The following is a 17101-nucleotide window of genomic DNA, read 5'->3' as shown; positions in this document are numbered from 1 at the left end:
TCCATGCACGATCTTCTTCTGCGCAACGTACGGCCCATGGCGGGCGAAGCCTGCGATATTTTGATCAGGAACGGCAAGATTTCAGGTTTCGGAACATTTGACGCCGAACCCGGCATGCCGGTTGAGGACGGCAAGGGAGCAATTGCCGTTCCCGGTCTTATCGATGCCCATACGCATCTGGACAAGACGACGTGGGGCATGCCCTGGCACGTCAACAATCGTGCTGCTATCCTGCGCGAGCGGATCGATTTCGAGCGGGAAAACCGCGTTCAGATCGGCATCGATCCGCATCGCCAGTCCATGCGCCATGCGATCGGCCTTGCGGCCAATGGCGGCACCCATATTCGCAGCCATGTCGATATCGACCCCACCCATGGCCTGAAACTGGTAGAGGGCATATGGGAAACCCGTGAGAAGCTTAATGGCATCATCGACATCGAGGTCGTCGCCTTCCCGCAATCCGGCGTCATGGTCATGCCCGGCACGGTGGAGCTTCTCGATGAGGCGTTGAAGCAGGGCTGCGAGGTGCTTGGCGGCATCGATCCCTGCGGGATTGACCGCGATCCGAAGGGCCAGCTGGACATTCTTTTTCAACTGGCGACAAAACATGGCGTGCCGATCGATATTCATCTGCACGAAGCCGCCGACCTCGGCGCCTTCACGATGGAGCTCATCTTCGAGCGCATCCGGGCAAACGGCATGCAGGGCAACGTCGCCATCAGCCACGCCTTTGCCCTTGGCATGAACGACTATCTGCGCGTCGGCAGGCTGATCGACGAGATTGCGCGGCTTGATGTCGCCATCCTGACAACCGGTGCGCCATCGGCAAGCGTGCCGTCGATCATGCGCCTCAAGGAGGCGGGTGTGCGCGTTGGCGGCGGCTGTGATGGCATCCGCGACACATGGGGTCCGTGGGGACAGCCGGACATGCTGGATCGCGCCAAGATCATCGGCATGAAAAACGGTCTGCGCTCGGATATCGAACTTGCGCATGTGCTCCATGTCGTTTCCAAGGGTGGCGCCGATGTCATGGGTCTTGAGGATTACGGCATGGAGATCGGCTGTGCCGCCGACTTCACGCTCCTGACCGGTGAAACGCTGGCGCAAGCCGTTGTCGATATCGCGCCTCGGCCGCTGGTGGTCAAAGGCGGCCGGGTTACCGCGAGAAACGGCAAAGCCATCGTGGAGGCGCCGTAATGAGCGATGTTCTCAATGCGTTGCAATTGGGCGAAAGGCCGCAAGGGCGAACGTTGCTGACAGCCAGCTGGGTTGTCGGGCACAAGGATGGATCGCACCGCCTTCTGAAAAACGGCGAGGTTGTCTTCGAAAACGGCGAAATCGTCTTTGTCGGGCATGAATTTCCCGGAGAGGTCGCCCGGCGTATCGATTTTGGTAATGCGCTCGTCAGCCCCGGCCTGATCGATCTCGATGCGCTTTCCGATCTCGATACGACGATCCTCGGCATTGATCATCATCCGGGCTGGGCGAAGGGTCGTGTCTGGCCGCGCTCCTATGTCGAGGCTGGTCCCTACGAAATGTATTCCCCGGAAGAGCTTGCCTTCCAGAAGCGTTTCGCCTTCGGGCAGTTGCTCCTCAATGGCATCACCACGGCAGCCCCCATCGCATCGCTGTTTTATCGCGAATGGGGGGAGAGCGTGGCGGAATTCGAGGCGGCCGCCGATGCCGCCGGGGAACTTGGTTTGCGCGTTTATCTCAGCCCCGCCTTCCGTTCAGGCGGCATGGTGCTGGAAGAACCGGGCCGCATGGTGCCTGTTTTTGATGAGGAGCGCGGTTTTCAGGGCCTCGCCGACGCAATCGCCTTCATCGAAAAGCAGAGTGGAAGGCACGGCGATCTGGTGCGCGGCATGCTGGCGCCGGACCGCGTGGAAACCTCCACCCTGGCGCTCATTGAGCGCACCGACGCAGCGGCCCGCGAACTCGGCTGCAAGTTCCGTCTCCATATGGCGCAGGGCGTCATGGAGGTCGATACGGTTCGCAAGCTCCACGGTTCGACCGCGCCAGTCTGGCTCGCCAAGGCCGGGCTGCTCAGCGAAAGGCTGATCGCCCCGCACGCCACCAATGCGACGGAAGAAGATCTGGTGCTCTATGCGGAAAACGGCGTCTCCATCGTCCACTGTCCGCTGGTTTCGAGCCGTGGTGGCAGCACGCTCTCATCCTTCTCCTCCTGCCGCAAACGCGGCATCAATATTGCGATGGGAACGGATACGGCCCCGGCGGACATGCTGATGAATTTGCTCGTAGGGCTGATCACCTGCCGCATCAATGACGGTGCTCCGGACCAGATCCGCTGTGCCGATCTCTTCGATGCGGCCACACTTGGCGGCGCGCGGGCTCTTGGACGATCCGACCTTGGCCATCTTTCCCCGGGCGCAAGGGCAGACATTGCTGTCTTCGATCTCGACGATACCGTCATGGCGCCGAGCATCGATCCGATCACCACGCTGGTGACCGGTGGTTCGGGCAAGGTCACGCGGGCCGTTTTTGTCGACGGCCGTCTTTCCATGCGTGAAAGGCAGGTTGCCCGTATCGACATGCGGCGTGCCCGTGAACAGGCGCAGGCGCAGTTCGATCGCCTGATTGCAAAATATCCCGAACGGAGCTGGGCAAATCCGCCCGTCTCCGAAATCTTCCCTCCGAGCTATCCGGTGGAGGTCGCCCAGCATGGTTGACATGAACCAATCGGTTATCGATGTCCGCAATCTCAAGGTCGAGTTTCCCGGCCGTCGAGGCACCGTTACTGCGCTTTCCGATATCAGCCTTTCGATCCGGCCCGGTGAAATCCTGGGTGTTGTCGGTGAATCCGGTGCCGGCAAATCCATGACGGGCCTTGCCATACAGGGCCTGCTCGAGAAACCCGGCCACATTGCCGATGGTGAAATATGGCTAGGGTCGCGCCGTATCGATCAACTGGATGACCGGGCGATGGAAAGCATTCGCGGTCGTGAGATCGGCGCGATCTTTCAGGACCCGCTAACCTCGCTCAATCCACTCTTTACGGTCGGTGCGCAGCTTGTCGAGACGATCCGCCAGCACCTGCCGCTGTCGAAAGCGGATGCACGCGCACGGGCCGTTCAACTGTTGAAGGATGTCGGTATTCCATCACCTGCGGATCGTGTCGATCATTATCCGCACCAGTTTTCTGGCGGCATGCGCCAGCGTGTCGTCATTGCGCTGGCGCTCGCCGCCTCTCCGAAACTCATCATTGCCGATGAGCCGACGACGGCGCTCGATGTCTCGATCCAGGCGCAGATCATTTCCCTGCTGCGGCGGCTGTGCAAGGAAAAGCAGACGGCGGTCATGCTCGTCACCCACGATATGGGCGTCATTGCCGAGGCTGCCGACCGTGTGGCGGTGCTTTATGCCGGCCGGCTGATCGAGGTGGGCCCGGTCGAGCAGGTGCTGCACGAACCGCGCCACCCCTATACGCAGGGCCTGATGGCCTCCATCCCGTCACTTGGCGCACGGGTGGAGCGGCTGAACCAGATCGACGGCGCAATGCCGCGTCTCGACGCGATCCCGCCCGGATGCGCGTTTAATCCACGCTGTGGATTTGCCGGGCCGCGCTGTCGGCGGGAACGGCCTGAACTTGAAACCGTCGGCAACGGCGCCAGTGCGTGCTGGCTGAATGCAGGAGGCACAGCATGACACAATCCGCATCTCAAAAGGCAGCATTGAGCAAGCCGGCCTTGACGGTGAAGGGCCTGACGAAAACCTTCGACGTTTCGGCCCCGCTGCTCAATCGCATCATCGAGCGCAAACCACGGCAGTTCGTGCAGGCCGTCAACGATATCGATTTTTCCGTTCCGGCCGGCGGCTGTCTCAGTATCGTCGGTGAAAGCGGTTGTGGCAAATCGACTGTTGCCCGCCTGGTAACGGGACTTTTTCGGCCAAGTGCCGGCGAGTTTCGTTTCGCGGCAGGCGGCAAGGGTAAACCGCTGTCGGCACAGATGATCTTTCAGGATCCCTATGCCTCGCTCAATCCGCGCTGGCGGGTGAAGAACATCATCGCCGAACCGATCCGCGAATTGAAGCTGCGCGCGACCAAGGCTGAGACGATGGATAGGGTGGAGGAGCTTCTGAAGACTGTGGGGCTGTCGGCCTCTGACGGCGAAAAGTTTCCGCATGAATTTTCCGGCGGCCAACGCCAGCGCATCTCCATTGCCCGTGCATTGGCGAGTGAACCGGAATTCCTCGTCTGCGATGAGCCGACATCGGCGCTCGACGTTTCGGTGCAGGCGCAGGTGCTGAATCTCATGCGCCGCCTGCAGGATGAACTCGGCCTCACCTATCTCTTCATCAGCCACGACATGAGCGTTGTTCGTCACATGTCGGACCGCATTGCGGTGATGTATCTCGGCCGGATTGTGGAGGAGGGGGATACGGAAGAGCTTTTCGCCAATCCGCGCCATCCCTATACACGGCTGCTTCTCCAGACGATCCCTAATATCAAGGCGCCGCAGCGGGACCGGGAGATTGTTGCCGGTGAAGTGCCAAGCCCTCTGAAGCCGCCTTCGGGTTGCGCATTTCACCCGCGTTGTCCGCTCGCAACGGCGCAATGTTCGGCAGAAGTGCCTAAGGTGAAGAGCCTTGCCAACGGCACGCGGGTCGCCTGTCATCTGGTCGAAGATGACAGGCAATGGGCGGGCGAACGACATCGCGCCTGAGCGGAAAAATCAGCCGAGCGCGGCGCGCAGGTCGTGGGAAAGGTCGCGGATTTCGCTGAGATCGAGCTCCGCTTCCACATGCTCGAGGTGGTGGGTCATCAGGTGGATGGCCCGCGACGGATCATTGTTGGCGATCGCATCAACGATTTCTGCATGTTCGTCCGGGCCGCAGTTGAAGCGATCCGTGTTACGGTAAACGGCTGTTATCAGCGACGAGCGGGAAATGAGGTCGCGCATGGTGGTAAAGAGGAAATCAGAACCGAGCGTTTCCGCAAGCAGAAGGTGGAACCCGCCGGAAAGCTTGATGATGTCGGTCGTGACGTTTTTGGCATTGGCCACGCGCTCTTTGGCCACGTGGTCGCGTAGCTTTTTGAGATCGGTCTTGGTGGCGGATTTGCAAAGTCTTTCGACAACGCATTGCTCGACGGTACGGCGCACGAAGAAGACGTCGCGGGCTTCCTCGACCGACGGTTTGGAGACGAAAGCACCGCGATTGGGAACGATGGTCACCAGTCCGTCACGTTCGAGAACGGACAAGGCCTGGCGGATTCTGGCACGGCTGACGCCAAAGATTGTCGCCAGTTGCTCTTCTTTCAGCTGCACCCCCGGACGCAGCCGGCGTTCGGCGATCGAAAGCCATACTTTCTCGACAATCTGCTGCGTGGACGGGCCGGCCTGCTCGCTCATTCGACATACTCCCCAATCGTCCTAGAGAAGCGTGATGTGAATGAAAAAGTCAACCGTATCAACGGGATTTTGGTTGCAACATTGTCAACAATATGAGAGATAATTGTAGACTAAATTAGGATGTCGATCATGGAATTCGATTTCAGCGCGCTTGAGCCCCAGAGCCGCTACCGCCTTCTGACGAATTTTATCGGTCCGCGGCCGATCGCACTCGTGACGACCCGCTCGGAAGCTGGCCATAACAATGCAGCGCCGATGAGCTTCTTCAACGTCTTTTCGCATGATCCGCCCATCGTGGTCCTCGGCATTCAGCCGAAGGTGAGCGGCGAGGAAAAGGATACGATGGTGAATATCCGCCGCACTGGCGAGTTCGTCGTCAATATGGTCGATATGTCGCTTTCGGAGCAGATGCTGATCTGCGGTCTCGGCTTCGACAATGAAGTTGACGAGATGTCGATGGCCAAGCTTACTGCCATGCCCTGTAGCAAGATCGATGCGAGTTATGCCGCGCAATCGCCCTGCGCCTTCGAGTGCCGGGTGGAGCGACTGATCGATTACCCCCGCCGCACGCTGGTGCTGGGCGAAGTGGTTCATATGCATGTTCATAACGAATGCCTCGATGAAGAGGGACGTTATGTCGATGCCGATCGCTACCAGCCGATCGCCCGGCTTCACGCCGACAACTACATTACCTCGGACCGCCAGTTTGTTTTGAAGGCGCCACCAATCACCGATTTCACCGCGCCTGACGGCAAGTGACAGCTCATCAGGATGCGTGCGATGCATATTCGTTTGATCAATCCCAATTCCACCGCCTCCATGACCGCGCAGGCTCTCGATAGCGCGTTAAGGGTCAAGCAGAAGGAGACCCACGTCTCCGCGGCAAATCCTGACGATACCCCCGTCAGCATCGAAGGGCAGGCGGATGAGGCCATGGCCGTTCCCGGGCTGCTCGCGGAAATCCGCAAGGGCGAGGCGCTGGGCGTGGATGCCTATGTGATCGCCTGTTTCGACGATCCCGGACTTCACGCCGCACGCGAAGTGGCGCGTGGACCCGTCATCGGCATCTGCCAGGCCGCCGTGCAGGTGGCGATGACGATCAGCCGCCGCTTCTCGATCATCACGACGCTGCCGCGTTCCATCGCGATCATCGAAGATCTGGTGGAGGATTACGGCGCGCAACGGCATTGCCGGAAGGTCCGGGCAATCAACCTGCCGGTTCTTGGTCTTGAGGAGGATCCAGAGGTTGCGGAAGCGCTGCTTCGGCGCGAAATCGAGGCCGCCAAGCGGGAGGATGCGGCAGAAGCGATCATTCTCGGCTGCGCGGGCATGTCCTCGCTCTGCGACCGGCTGCGCGACGCCACGGGTGTTCCGGTCATCGATGGCGTGACGGCGGCGATCAAGCTTGCCGAAGCTCTTGTTGGCGCCGGTTACAATACCTCGAAGGTCAATGCTTACGACTATCCGCGGGTGAAGGGGCCGGCCCTCGTCGCCTGCGCCTAGTTTGCAGGAAAATGCCCGCGGCCATTTGCGGGCGCTTGCGCCACGTTCTAGTGTTCTCCCGCGCACACCGGCCAAGCGGGCGCGCCGCGGGGGAGAGCGTATGATCGACAAGCTGGAATTTTTCATTGCATTGGCGCGGGCTGAACATTTCGGCCGGGCGGCGGAGGAATGTGGTGTCTCCCAGCCCAGCCTGTCGGCGGCAATCCGGCAGCTGGAGGATCAGTTGGGCGTCGTTCTCGTGGTGCGTTCAGCGCGGTATCAGGGGCTGACGCCGGAAGGCCAGCGTGTGCTTGAATGGGCGCGTCGTATCGTTGGCGATACACGCACCATGCGTGAGGAAATGCGCGCCGCCCGTAGGGGCCTTGCCGGACATATACGTCTGGCCGTCATTCCGACCGCGCTTGCCATGGTGCCGCGATTGACCGAATCCTTCCAGGCGCGCCATCCCGATGTGACTTTTTCCGTCACGTCCCGCACCTCGCTGCAGGTTTTGAGCCAGATTGAAAACCTCGAGATCGACGCGGGAATCAGTTACCTCGACAATGAGCCGCTCGGACGCGTGACCACCGTACCGCTTTATTCCGAGCGTTATCACCTGATCGCAGCTGCCGGAACGCCGCTCGCTGATCAGGAAAGCGTTACCTGGCAACAGGTTTCCAGTCTTAGGCTTTGTCTATTAACTCCGGACATGCAGAACAGGCGCATCATCAACCGGCACATGGCCGAAGCTGGCGTGGAGGCCAAGCCGACGCTCGAATCCAACTCGATGATCGTGCTTTTTTCTCATATCCGCACCGGACAATGGGCTTCAATAATGCCGCGCAACCTCGCGGAATCGTTCGGTTTTCCTAAGCAGATCAGGATAATCCCGATTACCGATCCGGACCCCGAACACCTCGTGGGCCTGATTGCCACCCACCGGGAACCACACACTCCGCTTGTCTCCGCGCTGCTTCACGAGGCTCGCCAAAGGGCCGCCGAAAAGGCATTTGATAGAAATTTCCTATCAAATGACGGAAACTGATTATTGACCTGATCCCGCCGATCTCGACATTCTTTCAAGCACTGCAGGGCTGCGAAAGGATTTGACTATATCCCGCTCGTTATCCCTGCCCCTGTCGGTTTGGGAGGACTGGCTTATGAATATTCGAGCGGTTGCCGTAGATGAGGCGGCGCGTGTTTCCGCCATCATTGATGAATTTCTCCATCTGGAGGGGCCTTTGCTGCCCATCCTGCACGCAATGCAGGAAGAATTCGGCTATATCCCGGAAAGCGCCAAGCAGATCATCGCATCCGCGCTGAACATATCGCGCGCCGAGGTTCATGGCGTCGTCACCTTCTACCCCGATTTCCGGGATCATCCGCATGGTCGCCATGTCTTAAAGCTTTGTCGCGCCGAGGCTTGCCAGTCGATGGGTGGCGAGCCTCTTGCGCAAACCATCAAGAGCCGCCTCGGCCTCGACTGGCACGAAACCGCGCCCGACGGTTCCGTCACGCTTGAGCCGGTCTTCTGTCTCGGGCTCTGCGCTCAGGCACCGGCCCTGATGCTGGATGGCGAAGTCCATGCCCGTCTTGATGAGGACTGTCTTGGCGACATTCTGACGGAGGCGCGCCGATGAGTGTCACCGTTTTTGTTCCCGGCGATTCCGCCGCTCTTGCCGTTGGCGCAAACCGCGTTGCCGATGCCATCGCCCGTGAGGCCGCTGGCCGAAACCTTGAGGTCGAGATTGTGCGCAACGGCTCGCGCGGCATGCTCTGGCTTGAAGTGCTGGTTGAAGTGCGCACCGAGCATGGCCGTATCGCCTATGGCCCCGTCAAGGCAAGCGACGTCGCCTCACTTTTTGACGCAGATTTTCTGACCGGTGGGGCCCATCGCCTCTGTCTCGGGCTGACAAAGGACATTCCGTTCCTGAAAAGCCAGACGCGTCTGACATTTGCTCGATGTGGCGTCACCGATCCATTGTCGCTGGAGGATTACCGCACCTATCAGGGCATGAAGGGTCTTGAAAAAGCTGTTGCGATGGCCCCGTTGGATATCGTCGCGGAGGTGACCCAGAGCGGCCTGCGCGGACGCGGCGGCGCTGGTTTCCCCACCGGCATCAAATGGAAGACCGTTGCCGATGCGGTGGCGGACCAGAAATACATCGTCTGCAATGCGGATGAGGGCGACAGCGGCACTTTCGCCGACCGGATGATCATGGAAGGCGACCCCTTCGTGCTGATCGAAGGCATGGCGATTGCCGGCCTCGCCGTCGGCGCGACCAAGGGCTTCATCTATACCCGCTCGGAATATCCCTACGCCATCAGGGTCATGGAAAAGGCGATCGAAATCGCAAGGCGTGCGGGTATTCTTGGGTCCTCCGTCCTCGGGTCAGGCCGCGCGTTCGACATGGAAGTGCGCATGGGCGGCGGCGCCTATGTCTGTGGCGAGGAGACCTCGCTTCTCAATAGCCTCGAAGGCAAACGCGGAACGGTGCGCGCCAAGCCGCCGTTACCAGCCCTGCAGGGCCTGTTCGGCAAGCCGACCGTCGTGAACAACGTGATTTCGCTCGCTTCCATTCCGGTCATCATGGATCGTGGCGCAGCGTTTTATCGCGATTTCGGTGTCGGCCGTTCGCACGGCACCATCCCGATCCAGCTTGCTGGCAACCTCAAGAATGGTGGGCTTTACGAAACCGCCTTCGGTCTGACGCTCGGGCAGCTTGTGAACGATATCGGCGGCGGCACGATCAGCGGCCGGCCTGTCAAGGCGGTGCAGGTGGGTGGACCACTCGGCGCTTATTTCCCGGTGTCGCTGTTCGACACGGTCTTTGACTACGAAGCGTTCACGGCGGCTGGTGGCCTGATAGGCCATGCGGGCATCGTGGTGTTCGATGATACGGCAGACATGCTGCATCAGGCCCGGTTTGCGCTGGAGTTCTGCGCCGTCGAAAGTTGCGGCAAGTGCACACCCTGTCGCATCGGCTCGACACGCGGTGTCGAGACGGTGGACAAGATCGCGCTCGGAATCGAGCGGGAGAAAAACACGGCGTTGCTGGAAGACCTCTGCGAAACCATGAAATTCGGTTCGCTCTGTGCGCTCGGCGGTTTCACGCCCTATCCCGTCATGAGCGCGCTCCGGCATTTCCCTGCTGATTTTGCCCCCATCCCACGTGTTGAAGCGGCGGAGTAAGACCATGGCCCTTGTAACTGAATTCGACTACGGCACCCCCAAGTCCAACGCTACGGACATGGTAACGCTCACAATCGACGGTCGCCAGGTGACTGTTCCCGCTGGAACCTCGATCATGCGCGCCTCGCGTGAAGCGGGCATCGATGTGCCGAAACTCTGTGCCACCGACATGGTGGATGCCTTTGGCTCCTGTCGGCTCTGTCTGATTGAGGTGGAGGGCCGCAATGGCACTCCTGCCTCCTGCACCACGCCTGTTGCCGCCGGTCTCGTCGTGCATACGCAGACGGAGCGGCTGAAGCAGATCCGCAAGGGCGTGATGGAGCTTTACATCTCCGATCACCCGCTCGACTGCCTGACCTGCGCCGCCAATGGCGATTGCGAGTTGCAGGATATGGCGGGCGCGGTGGGCCTTCGCGATGTGCGATATGGTTACGAGGGCGACAATCACGTCAAGGCCCGCACCGGGGAGGGCGATCTTAATGCCCGCTTTATGCCGAAGGACGAAAGCAATCCCTATTTCACCTATGATCCTTCCAAATGCATCGTCTGTTCCCGTTGCGTGCGCGCCTGCGAGGAAGTGCAGGGCACCTTCGCGCTCACGATCGAAGGCCGCGGTTTTGAAAGCAGGGTATCGCCCGGCGCGCACGAGGCATTCCTCGATTCCGACTGCGTGTCCTGCGGTGCCTGCGTGCAGGCCTGTCCGACCGCGACGCTGACCGAAAAATCGGTGATCGAGATTGGCCAGCCGGAACATTCGATGGTCACCACCTGCGCCTATTGCGGCGTCGGTTGCTCCTTCAAGGCGGAAATGCGTGGTGAAGAGCTGGTGCGCATGGTGCCGTGGAAGGATGGACAGGCAAACCGTGGCCATTCCTGCGTCAAGGGCCGCTTCGCTTACGGATATGCGACCCACAGAGATCGTATCCTCAACCCGATGATTCGCGAAAAGATCAGCGATCCGTGGCGGGAAGTCACCTGGGAGGAAGCCTTCTCCCACGTTGCGTCGGAGTTCCGGCGTATCCAGGGCACCTATGGGAAAGAGTCCATTGGCGGCATCACCTCGTCCCGCTGCACGAATGAGGAAACATTCCTCGTCCAGAAACTCATTCGCGCCGGTTTCGGCAACAATAACGTTGATACCTGCGCCCGCGTCTGCCATTCGCCCACGGGTTATGGTCTTGGCCAGGCCTTCGGCACATCTGCCGGCACGCAGAATTTCGACAGCGTGGAGCATTCCGATGTCGTGCTTGTCATCGGCGCCAATCCGACCGACGGCCATCCCGTTTTCGGTTCGCGGCTGAAGAAGCGGCTACGTCAGGGCGCAAAGCTGATCGTCATCGATCCGCGCCGTATCGATCTTGTGCGCACGCCGCACGTGGAGGCCGCTTTCCACCTGCCGCTGCTGCCGGGCACCAACGTTGCGGTGCTCACGGCACTGGCGCATGTGATCGTCACCGAAGGGCTGTTCAACGAGGCATTCATTCGCGAGCGCTGCGACTGGTCGGAATTCGAGGACTGGGCTGCTTTCGTAGCCGAGCCGCAGCACAGCCCGGAAGAGACGGAACGTTTCACCGGTGTTCCCGCGGAAGATCTGCGCGGCGCGGCCCGGCTTTATGCCAAGGGCGGCAATGGCGCGATCTATTATGGTCTGGGTGTCACAGAACACAGCCAGGGTTCAACGACCGTCATGGCGATTGCCAATCTTGCCATGGCGACCGGCAACATCGGCCGTCCCGGTGTAGGCGTCAATCCGCTGCGCGGTCAGAACAATGTGCAGGGATCCTGCGATATGGGGTCTTTCCCGCACGAACTGCCTGGCTATCGCCATATCTCCGATGATGCGACACGGGATGTGTTCGAGAAACTCTGGGGCGTGAAGCTTAACAACGAACCGGGGCTTCGCATTCCCAACATGCTCGACGCTGCCGTTGATGGCAGTTTCAAGGGCATCTATATTCAGGGCGAGGACATTCTCCAGTCGGACCCCGATACCAAGCACGTTTCCGCCGGCCTTGCCGCCATGGAATGTGTCGTGGTGCACGATCTCTTCCTGAACGAGACGGCAAATTACGCGCATGTGTTCCTGCCGGGTTCCACCTTCCTCGAAAAGGACGGCACCTTTACCAATGCCGAGCGCCGCATTAACCGCGTGCGCAAGGTCATGTCGCCGAAGAACGGTTATGCCGACTGGGAGGTAACCCAGAAGCTGGCGCAGGCCATGGGTCTTTCGTGGAACTACACCCATCCCTCCGAGATCATGGACGAAATAGCGGCAACGACGCCAAGTTTTGCCAGCGTTTCCTATGCTTACCTCGAAGAGAAGGGCTCGGTGCAGTGGCCCTGCAACGAAAAATTCCCAGAGGGTTCGCCGATCATGCATGTGGACGGCTTCGTGCGCGGCAAGGGCAAGTTCATCCGCACGGAATATGTGGCGACGGATGAGCGCACCGGTCCGCGTTTCCCGCTGCTGCTCACCACCGGCCGCATCCTGTCGCAATACAATGTCGGCGCACAGACACGGCGCACGGAAAACGTCGTCTGGCACGAGGAGGATCGTCTGGAAATCCATCCCCATGACGCCGAACAGCGCGGCGTAAAGGACGGCGACTGGATCAAGCTTGCGAGCCGCTCGGGCGATACGACGCTGCGAGCGCTGATTACGGATCGTGTGGCGCCGGGCGTGGTCTATACGACCTTCCACCATCCCGGCACGCAGGCGAACGTCATCACGACCGATTTCTCCGACTGGGCGACCAACTGCCCGGAATACAAGGTAACGGCGGTTCAGGTCTCTCCCTCCAACGGGCCGACGGAATGGCAGGAAGAATATGATGCGCTTTCGCGTCAGTCCCGCCGCATCGCGGGCAAGCTGGAAGCTGCGGAATAATCGGGGGCCGGGCTTGTCCCGGCCTTCTCATCATGTGGCGTCGGGGCGTGAACTGGCGCGGGGAGTAGATCATGTTACTCAATCACACGGACGAAAAGCTGGTGAGGATGGCGAACCAGATTGCGACGTTTTTTCTGTCACAGCCGGAAGATATCCGTATCGATGGTGTTGCCACCCATATCAACAAGTTCTGGGAACCGCGCATGCGGCGGCGCTTCTTTGAGATGGTGGACGCCGGTGCCGGTGATTTTCTACCGCTCGTGATTGCCGCATCCAGAGAGATCAGGCGGCCAGACGCGCCAGCGGCCGATGCCGTAGGGCTCGGCGAAGACGCGAAGGGCGCACCGGGCGGCAAGGGGCCGATTGCGGGAGAATCCCTTTCGGAGCCGAGCGTGCCCGAAACAACGCGCGTCTGACCCGTGCGGAAATGAATGAAGCTTGCCGCCGCATGGGAGGACGTTCGGCGGCATCGCTATTCGCCTGGCGGGGCGAATGAAAAATGTCCAGACATTCACGAGGGAGGTAGTGTCAATGGCAGTAGCAGGCGCAACGGCGGGAGAGGCGGCGCAAGCCGGGTTTTTGGACCGCGAACGAATAATCGCAAGACCAGGTTTCAATCGCTGGCTGGTGCCGCCGGCAGCGCTTGCCATTCATTTGTGCATAGGCATGGCCTATGGCTTTAGCGTATTTTGGCTGCCGCTGTCGAAAGCGTTGCCTGCGACCGATCCGAGCTGCTCCAGCCTCACGCTGGTCGGCGCACTGTTTACCACCGAATGCAATTGGCGTGTGGCTGATCTTGGATGGATCTATACGCTTTTCTTCGTGCTTCTCGGCTGCTCGGCGGCTATCTGGGGCGGCTGGCTGGAACGGGTGGGACCCCGCAAGGCGGGCTTCGTTTCGGCCTGCTGCTGGTGCGGCGGCATTCTGGTGGCAGCCGTTGGCGTCATGACCCACCAATTGTGGCTGATGTGGCTAGGTGCCGGCGTCATTGGCGGCGTTGGCCTTGGCCTCGGTTATATTTCGCCGGTCTCGACTCTGATCAAATGGTTCCCGGATCGTCGCGGCATGGCCACGGGCATGGCCATCATGGGGTTTGGCGGCGGTGCCATGATTGGCGCGCCACTTGCCAACCTGCTGATGAATACCTTCAAGACTGAAACCTTTGTCGGCGTCTGGCAGACCTTCGTCGTCATGGCGTTGATATACTTCGTCTTCATGATGGCGGGCGCCTTCGGATATCGCATTCCGCCTGCGGGCTGGCGTCCGGAAGGATGGACGGCACCTGCGGCCAAAAGCGCGATGATCACCACGCGACACGTCCATCTGCGCGACGCGCATAAGACGAAACAGTTCTGGCTGATCTGGGCGGTGCTCTGCCTGAATGTTTCGGCCGGCATCGGTGTCATCGGCATGGCCTCTCCAATGCTGCAGGAAATTTTTGCGGGTTCTCTGATCGGCCTTCCGGGTGTCGGTTTTGCTGATCTCGATGCCGGCCAGAAGGCGCAGATTGCGGCGATTGCTGCTGGCTTCACCGGCCTTCTTTCGCTCTTTAACATTGGCGGCCGTTTCTTCTGGGCCTCCATGTCAGACAAGATCGGCCGCAAGAACACTTATTTCTGCTTCTTCATTCTCGGCATCATTCTTTACGCGCTGGCGCCGACGCTCGCGATGATGGGCAACAAGGCGCTTTTCGTTCTCGCCTTCGGTATCATCCTGTCCATGTATGGCGGCGGTTTCGCCACCATCCCTGCCTATCTTGCGGACATCTTTGGCACGCAGTTCGTCGGCGCAATCCACGGCCGTCTCCTAACGGCATGGGCGACTGCCGGCATCGCCGGTCCCGTCGTCGTCAATTACATCCGCGAGGCGCAGATCGCGGCGGGCGTGGCACCCGGACCCGCACTGTACACAAGCACCATGTATATTCTGGCAGGCATGCTGGCGATCGGCCTCGTGGCCAACGCCTTCGTGCGGCCGCTCTCGGACAAATGGTTCATGTCGGATTCGGAGGTGGCGGCGCTTCAGGCGAAGAGCGCGGCCGCGAATGCCGGGCCGACAGGCTCCTTCGGGATCGGTCGCGGTGGACTGGACGCCAAGGCCGCTCTTGCCTGGGCTGCGGTTGGTATTCCGCTTCTCTGGGGCGTGTGGGTCACGGTAAAAAGCAGTCTGGCGCTATTCGGCTAGGCGCTCCGCCAAAAACTCATGTGCCGGCTCTTGGCCGGCACATGATCGATCAAGGCAAGGCGGCGCGGTTCGGATCACGTCAGATGAACCGCGCCCCGTTACTTGCGTAATTTGCAGCTGGACGGTGCGGCGCCATCAAGACCAGCTGGCAAGCAGTCCCTCAAGGGTCGCACGGTCCTCTTTATCCAGACGCGCCAATCCCGGTGCGCGCACCGGGCCAACTTTGAACCCGAGTATGTCCATGGCTTCCTTCACAACGGTCACATTGGCGCCGTTGCGATATCGTGTGCGCAGCCGCTCGAACAATTCGATCTTTTGAACAATCTTCCGTGCAGCCGTAAAATCGCCTGACATCAGTGCCTCATGAACCTGCAGCGAAAATTGCGGCGCCACGTTAACGAGGCCGGAGGTGAAGCCGCGCGCACCAACCGCCGCGAAGGCAGCCGCCCAGCTTTCAGCCAGTCCGCAGACATATAGAGCGCCGTCCGGATCGGAAGCGGCAATCGCGCGGGACAGAAGCATGATGTCGGTCGTCGCGAACTTGATGCCGGCGACATTCGGGTGGCTCGCAAGCCGTACCATGTCATCGACCGAAAAGCCGTCCGCCCGGACATAAGCGACCAGCGGCAGTTCGCTGCCTTCAGCGAGGCCGGTAAAGTAGTCGATTTGCGATTGCGGGGCCGCGAAAGGATCGACTGGCTGATGCGACATGACGGCGGATGCGCCCATTTCTTTTGCCTGACGCGCCAAGGAGAGCGCTTCGCGCTGAGAGCGTCCAATAGCCGCCGTGACCGGGGCTTTCCCGCCGACACCTTCTATCGCGGCCTCATAGACCTTCAGAATTTCTGCAGGCGTCAAGGCGTAGAATTCGCCGGTATTGCCTGCCGCGACGATATTATGGATTCCAGCCTTTGCAACGCGTGCGTAAACCTCGGCGGTAACACCGGTCTCCACTTCGCCGCTTGCATCGTAAGCCGTTACCGGAACGCCGGAGATGCCCTTCAGGGCCTGGCGAAAATCGAATGTCGTCATCAACTGTGTTCCTTAAGATCAAAAGTCATCTTCAGATGGAGAATTTGTGAACGGGCGTGCCGGCGACCGGGGCATCGAATGCAACAACCGTACCTGCTGTGGTTATTCCGTCCGTCTCGGTGACGAGACTTGTAAGGTAGATCGTCTTGAGGTCGGGACCGCCGAAACAGGGCATGGTCGGCCCCTTGAACGGCAGCCTGTAGACCTCGAACAATTCGCCGTCCGGTGAAAAGCGGTTGAGACGTCCCGCCTGAACGCCGGCGCTCCAGTAACAGCCTTCGCAATCGGTCGCCGCACCGTCCGGCCTGCCTTCATCCGGCGCGAAATCGTGCAGACGTTCGGCCGGGCCGATCCTGCCGGTCGCAGCGTCGAAATCGAACGCCTGAAGCATGAGGCCGCTGCTGTCGGAATGGTACATGCGTCTGCCGTCCGGGCTCCAGGCAAGTCCGTTCGAAGTGAACATGTCGCCATCGATGATGCGTTCGATGCCGCCATCCGGGGCAACGCGATAGAGGCGTGCATTGCCCGTCTGTATCGCGGCCTCATCGCGGGTCCCCACCCAGAAATGGCCATCCGGGCCGACTTTTCCGTCGTTGAGGCGGCTGTCGGGCCGCCCGCCGTCCGGATCGCAGAGAAGATCGAGCTTGCCGCTCGCGGGATTAAGAAGATGCACGCCGGTCCTGAGGCCCGCCACGATCAAGCCATTGTCGCAAAGGCCGAGACAGCCGACCTGGGCGGGCATGTCGTATCTGTCGAGTTTTCCGCCGGGATGCAGGCGGAAAATGGCGGGCGCGAGAATATCGACGAACCACAGATCGCCGGTTCGCTCGTCCCAGGCAGGCGATTCGCCGACCTTCAACGGGGTATCGATCAAGGAACGGAGCTTCGGTTCTATGATATGCGGCTGGCTCACTGGTTCCTCTCCCTCATCCGCCCTTTATGATTCTATTT

15 protein-coding genes are annotated in these 17101 nt (G+C 60.3%); 12 read left to right on the top strand and 3 right to left on the bottom strand.

The genetic code is table 11. From position 1 onward, the window contains the following. Window positions 1–3 precede the first annotated feature (3 nt). The 4 genes from AGR2A_RS15675 to AGR2A_RS15660 are packed head-to-tail and all read left to right on the top strand — an operon-like array spanning window position 4 to window position 4685. Complete coding sequence (locus AGR2A_RS15675; RefSeq protein ID WP_037092945.1) at window positions 4–1197, top strand: amidohydrolase family protein; 1194 nt, start codon at window positions 4–6, stop codon at window positions 1195–1197. Beyond that, window positions 1197–2690: an amidohydrolase family protein gene (locus AGR2A_RS15670; RefSeq protein ID WP_080823116.1), complete on the top strand. Its 1494-nt coding sequence runs from the start codon at window positions 1197–1199 to the stop codon at window positions 2688–2690. The genes AGR2A_RS15675 and AGR2A_RS15670 overlap by 1 nt, the downstream gene beginning before the upstream one ends. After that, window positions 2683–3666 carry an ABC transporter ATP-binding protein gene (locus AGR2A_RS15665; protein WP_004444579.1) on the top strand — a complete coding sequence of 328 codons (984 nt, stop codon included), beginning with the start codon at window positions 2683–2685 and terminating at the stop codon, window positions 3664–3666. The genes AGR2A_RS15670 and AGR2A_RS15665 overlap by 8 nt, the downstream gene beginning before the upstream one ends. Beyond that, window positions 3663–4685 (top strand): ABC transporter ATP-binding protein, encoded by a 1023-nt coding sequence (locus tag AGR2A_RS15660; protein ID WP_080823115.1) that lies wholly within the window; start codon window positions 3663–3665, stop codon window positions 4683–4685. The genes AGR2A_RS15665 and AGR2A_RS15660 overlap by 4 nt, the downstream gene beginning before the upstream one ends. Before the next feature lie 9 nt (window positions 4686–4694). Here AGR2A_RS15660 and AGR2A_RS15655 read toward each other — a convergent pair whose 3' ends face one another. Continuing rightward, window positions 4695–5372, bottom strand: a complete 678-nt coding sequence (locus AGR2A_RS15655) for a GntR family transcriptional regulator (RefSeq protein WP_006700316.1) — start codon at window positions 5370–5372, stop codon at window positions 4695–4697. A gap of 129 nt (window positions 5373–5501) precedes the next feature. On the opposite strand from AGR2A_RS15655, the gene AGR2A_RS15650 reads away from it, so the two are divergent. The 8 genes from AGR2A_RS15650 (at window position 5502) to AGR2A_RS15615 (ending at window position 15118) form a co-directional block, all read left to right on the top strand. Beyond that, entirely contained in the window at window positions 5502–6131 is a 630-nt protein-coding gene (locus AGR2A_RS15650; RefSeq protein WP_022563864.1) for a flavin reductase family protein, read from the top strand. A 21-nt stretch (window positions 6132–6152) separates the two neighbouring features. Next, entirely contained in the window at window positions 6153–6875 is a 723-nt protein-coding gene (locus AGR2A_RS15645) for an aspartate/glutamate racemase family protein (RefSeq protein WP_072493768.1), read from the top strand. Between the two features lie 100 nt (window positions 6876–6975). Then, complete coding sequence (locus AGR2A_RS15640) at window positions 6976–7899, top strand: LysR family transcriptional regulator (RefSeq protein ID WP_006700319.1); 924 nt, start codon at window positions 6976–6978, stop codon at window positions 7897–7899. Between the two features lie 115 nt (window positions 7900–8014). After that, the gene (locus AGR2A_RS15635) at window positions 8015–8494 is read left to right on the top strand and encodes a formate dehydrogenase subunit gamma (protein ID WP_006700320.1); all 480 of its coding nucleotides are present in this window, start codon (window positions 8015–8017) and stop codon (window positions 8492–8494) included. Continuing rightward, window positions 8491–10047, top strand: coding sequence for a formate dehydrogenase beta subunit (locus AGR2A_RS15630; protein WP_072493749.1), 1557 nt, complete (start codon window positions 8491–8493; stop codon window positions 10045–10047). The genes AGR2A_RS15635 and AGR2A_RS15630 overlap by 4 nt, the downstream gene beginning before the upstream one ends. Before the next feature lie 4 nt (window positions 10048–10051). Continuing rightward, on the top strand, window positions 10052–12934 hold the full coding sequence (gene fdhF / locus AGR2A_RS15625) for a formate dehydrogenase subunit alpha (RefSeq protein ID WP_072493748.1): 2883 nt from the start codon (window positions 10052–10054) through the stop codon (window positions 12932–12934). 71 nt (window positions 12935–13005) lie between these two features. After that, window positions 13006–13350 carry a formate dehydrogenase subunit delta gene (locus tag AGR2A_RS15620; protein WP_004444566.1) on the top strand — a complete coding sequence of 115 codons (345 nt, stop codon included), beginning with the start codon at window positions 13006–13008 and terminating at the stop codon, window positions 13348–13350. A 115-nt stretch (window positions 13351–13465) separates the two neighbouring features. Beyond that, window positions 13466–15118, top strand: coding sequence for an OFA family MFS transporter (locus AGR2A_RS15615; RefSeq protein ID WP_072493747.1), 1653 nt, complete (start codon window positions 13466–13468; stop codon window positions 15116–15118). A gap of 135 nt (window positions 15119–15253) precedes the next feature. Here the strand turns inward: AGR2A_RS15615 and AGR2A_RS15610 are convergent, their stop codons facing one another. Both AGR2A_RS15610 and AGR2A_RS15605 read right to left on the bottom strand, forming a co-directional pair. Next, window positions 15254–16150 carry a dihydrodipicolinate synthase family protein gene (locus AGR2A_RS15610; RefSeq protein WP_072493746.1) on the bottom strand — a complete coding sequence of 299 codons (897 nt, stop codon included), beginning with the start codon at window positions 16148–16150 and terminating at the stop codon, window positions 15254–15256. Window positions 16151–16181: 31 nt separating this feature from the next. Further along, window positions 16182–17063, bottom strand: a complete 882-nt coding sequence (locus tag AGR2A_RS15605) for an SMP-30/gluconolactonase/LRE family protein (RefSeq protein WP_072493745.1) — start codon at window positions 17061–17063, stop codon at window positions 16182–16184. Between the last annotated feature and the right edge of the window lie 38 nt (window positions 17064–17101).

Source organism: Agrobacterium genomosp. 2 str. CFBP 5494 (assembly GCF_900013495.1).
GTDB lineage: Bacteria > Pseudomonadota > Alphaproteobacteria > Rhizobiales > Rhizobiaceae > Agrobacterium > Agrobacterium pusense.
Note: the sequence above shows the minus strand (reverse complement) of the source record. Positions and strands in the feature narration are given on the sequence as shown.

Excerpts from the sequence above, each read along its gene's own strand:
- AGR2A_RS15630 (WP_072493749.1), top strand. The coding sequence starts at position 8,491 with ATGAGTGTCACCGTTTTTGTTCCCGGCGATTCCGCCGCTCTTGCCGTT.
- AGR2A_RS15655 (WP_006700316.1), bottom strand. The coding sequence starts at position 5,372 with ATGAGCGAGCAGGCCGGCCCGTCCACGCAGCAGATTGTCGAGAAAGTA.
- fdhF (WP_072493748.1), top strand. The coding sequence starts at position 10,052 with ATGGCCCTTGTAACTGAATTCGACTACGGCACCCCCAAGTCCAACGCT.
- AGR2A_RS15660 (WP_080823115.1), top strand. The coding sequence starts at position 3,663 with ATGACACAATCCGCATCTCAAAAGGCAGCATTGAGCAAGCCGGCCTTG.
- AGR2A_RS15645 (WP_072493768.1), top strand. The coding sequence starts at position 6,153 with ATGCATATTCGTTTGATCAATCCCAATTCCACCGCCTCCATGACCGCG.
- AGR2A_RS15615 (WP_072493747.1), top strand. The coding sequence starts at position 13,466 with ATGGCAGTAGCAGGCGCAACGGCGGGAGAGGCGGCGCAAGCCGGGTTT.
- AGR2A_RS15675 (WP_037092945.1), top strand. The coding sequence starts at position 4 with ATGCACGATCTTCTTCTGCGCAACGTACGGCCCATGGCGGGCGAAGCC.
- AGR2A_RS15665 (WP_004444579.1), top strand. The coding sequence starts at position 2,683 with ATGGTTGACATGAACCAATCGGTTATCGATGTCCGCAATCTCAAGGTC.
- AGR2A_RS15650 (WP_022563864.1), top strand. The coding sequence starts at position 5,502 with ATGGAATTCGATTTCAGCGCGCTTGAGCCCCAGAGCCGCTACCGCCTT.
- AGR2A_RS15640 (WP_006700319.1), top strand. The coding sequence starts at position 6,976 with ATGATCGACAAGCTGGAATTTTTCATTGCATTGGCGCGGGCTGAACAT.
- AGR2A_RS15620 (WP_004444566.1), top strand. The coding sequence starts at position 13,006 with ATGTTACTCAATCACACGGACGAAAAGCTGGTGAGGATGGCGAACCAG.
- AGR2A_RS15670 (WP_080823116.1), top strand. The coding sequence starts at position 1,197 with ATGAGCGATGTTCTCAATGCGTTGCAATTGGGCGAAAGGCCGCAAGGG.
- AGR2A_RS15610 (WP_072493746.1), bottom strand. The coding sequence starts at position 16,150 with ATGACGACATTCGATTTTCGCCAGGCCCTGAAGGGCATCTCCGGCGTT.
- AGR2A_RS15635 (WP_006700320.1), top strand. The coding sequence starts at position 8,015 with ATGAATATTCGAGCGGTTGCCGTAGATGAGGCGGCGCGTGTTTCCGCC.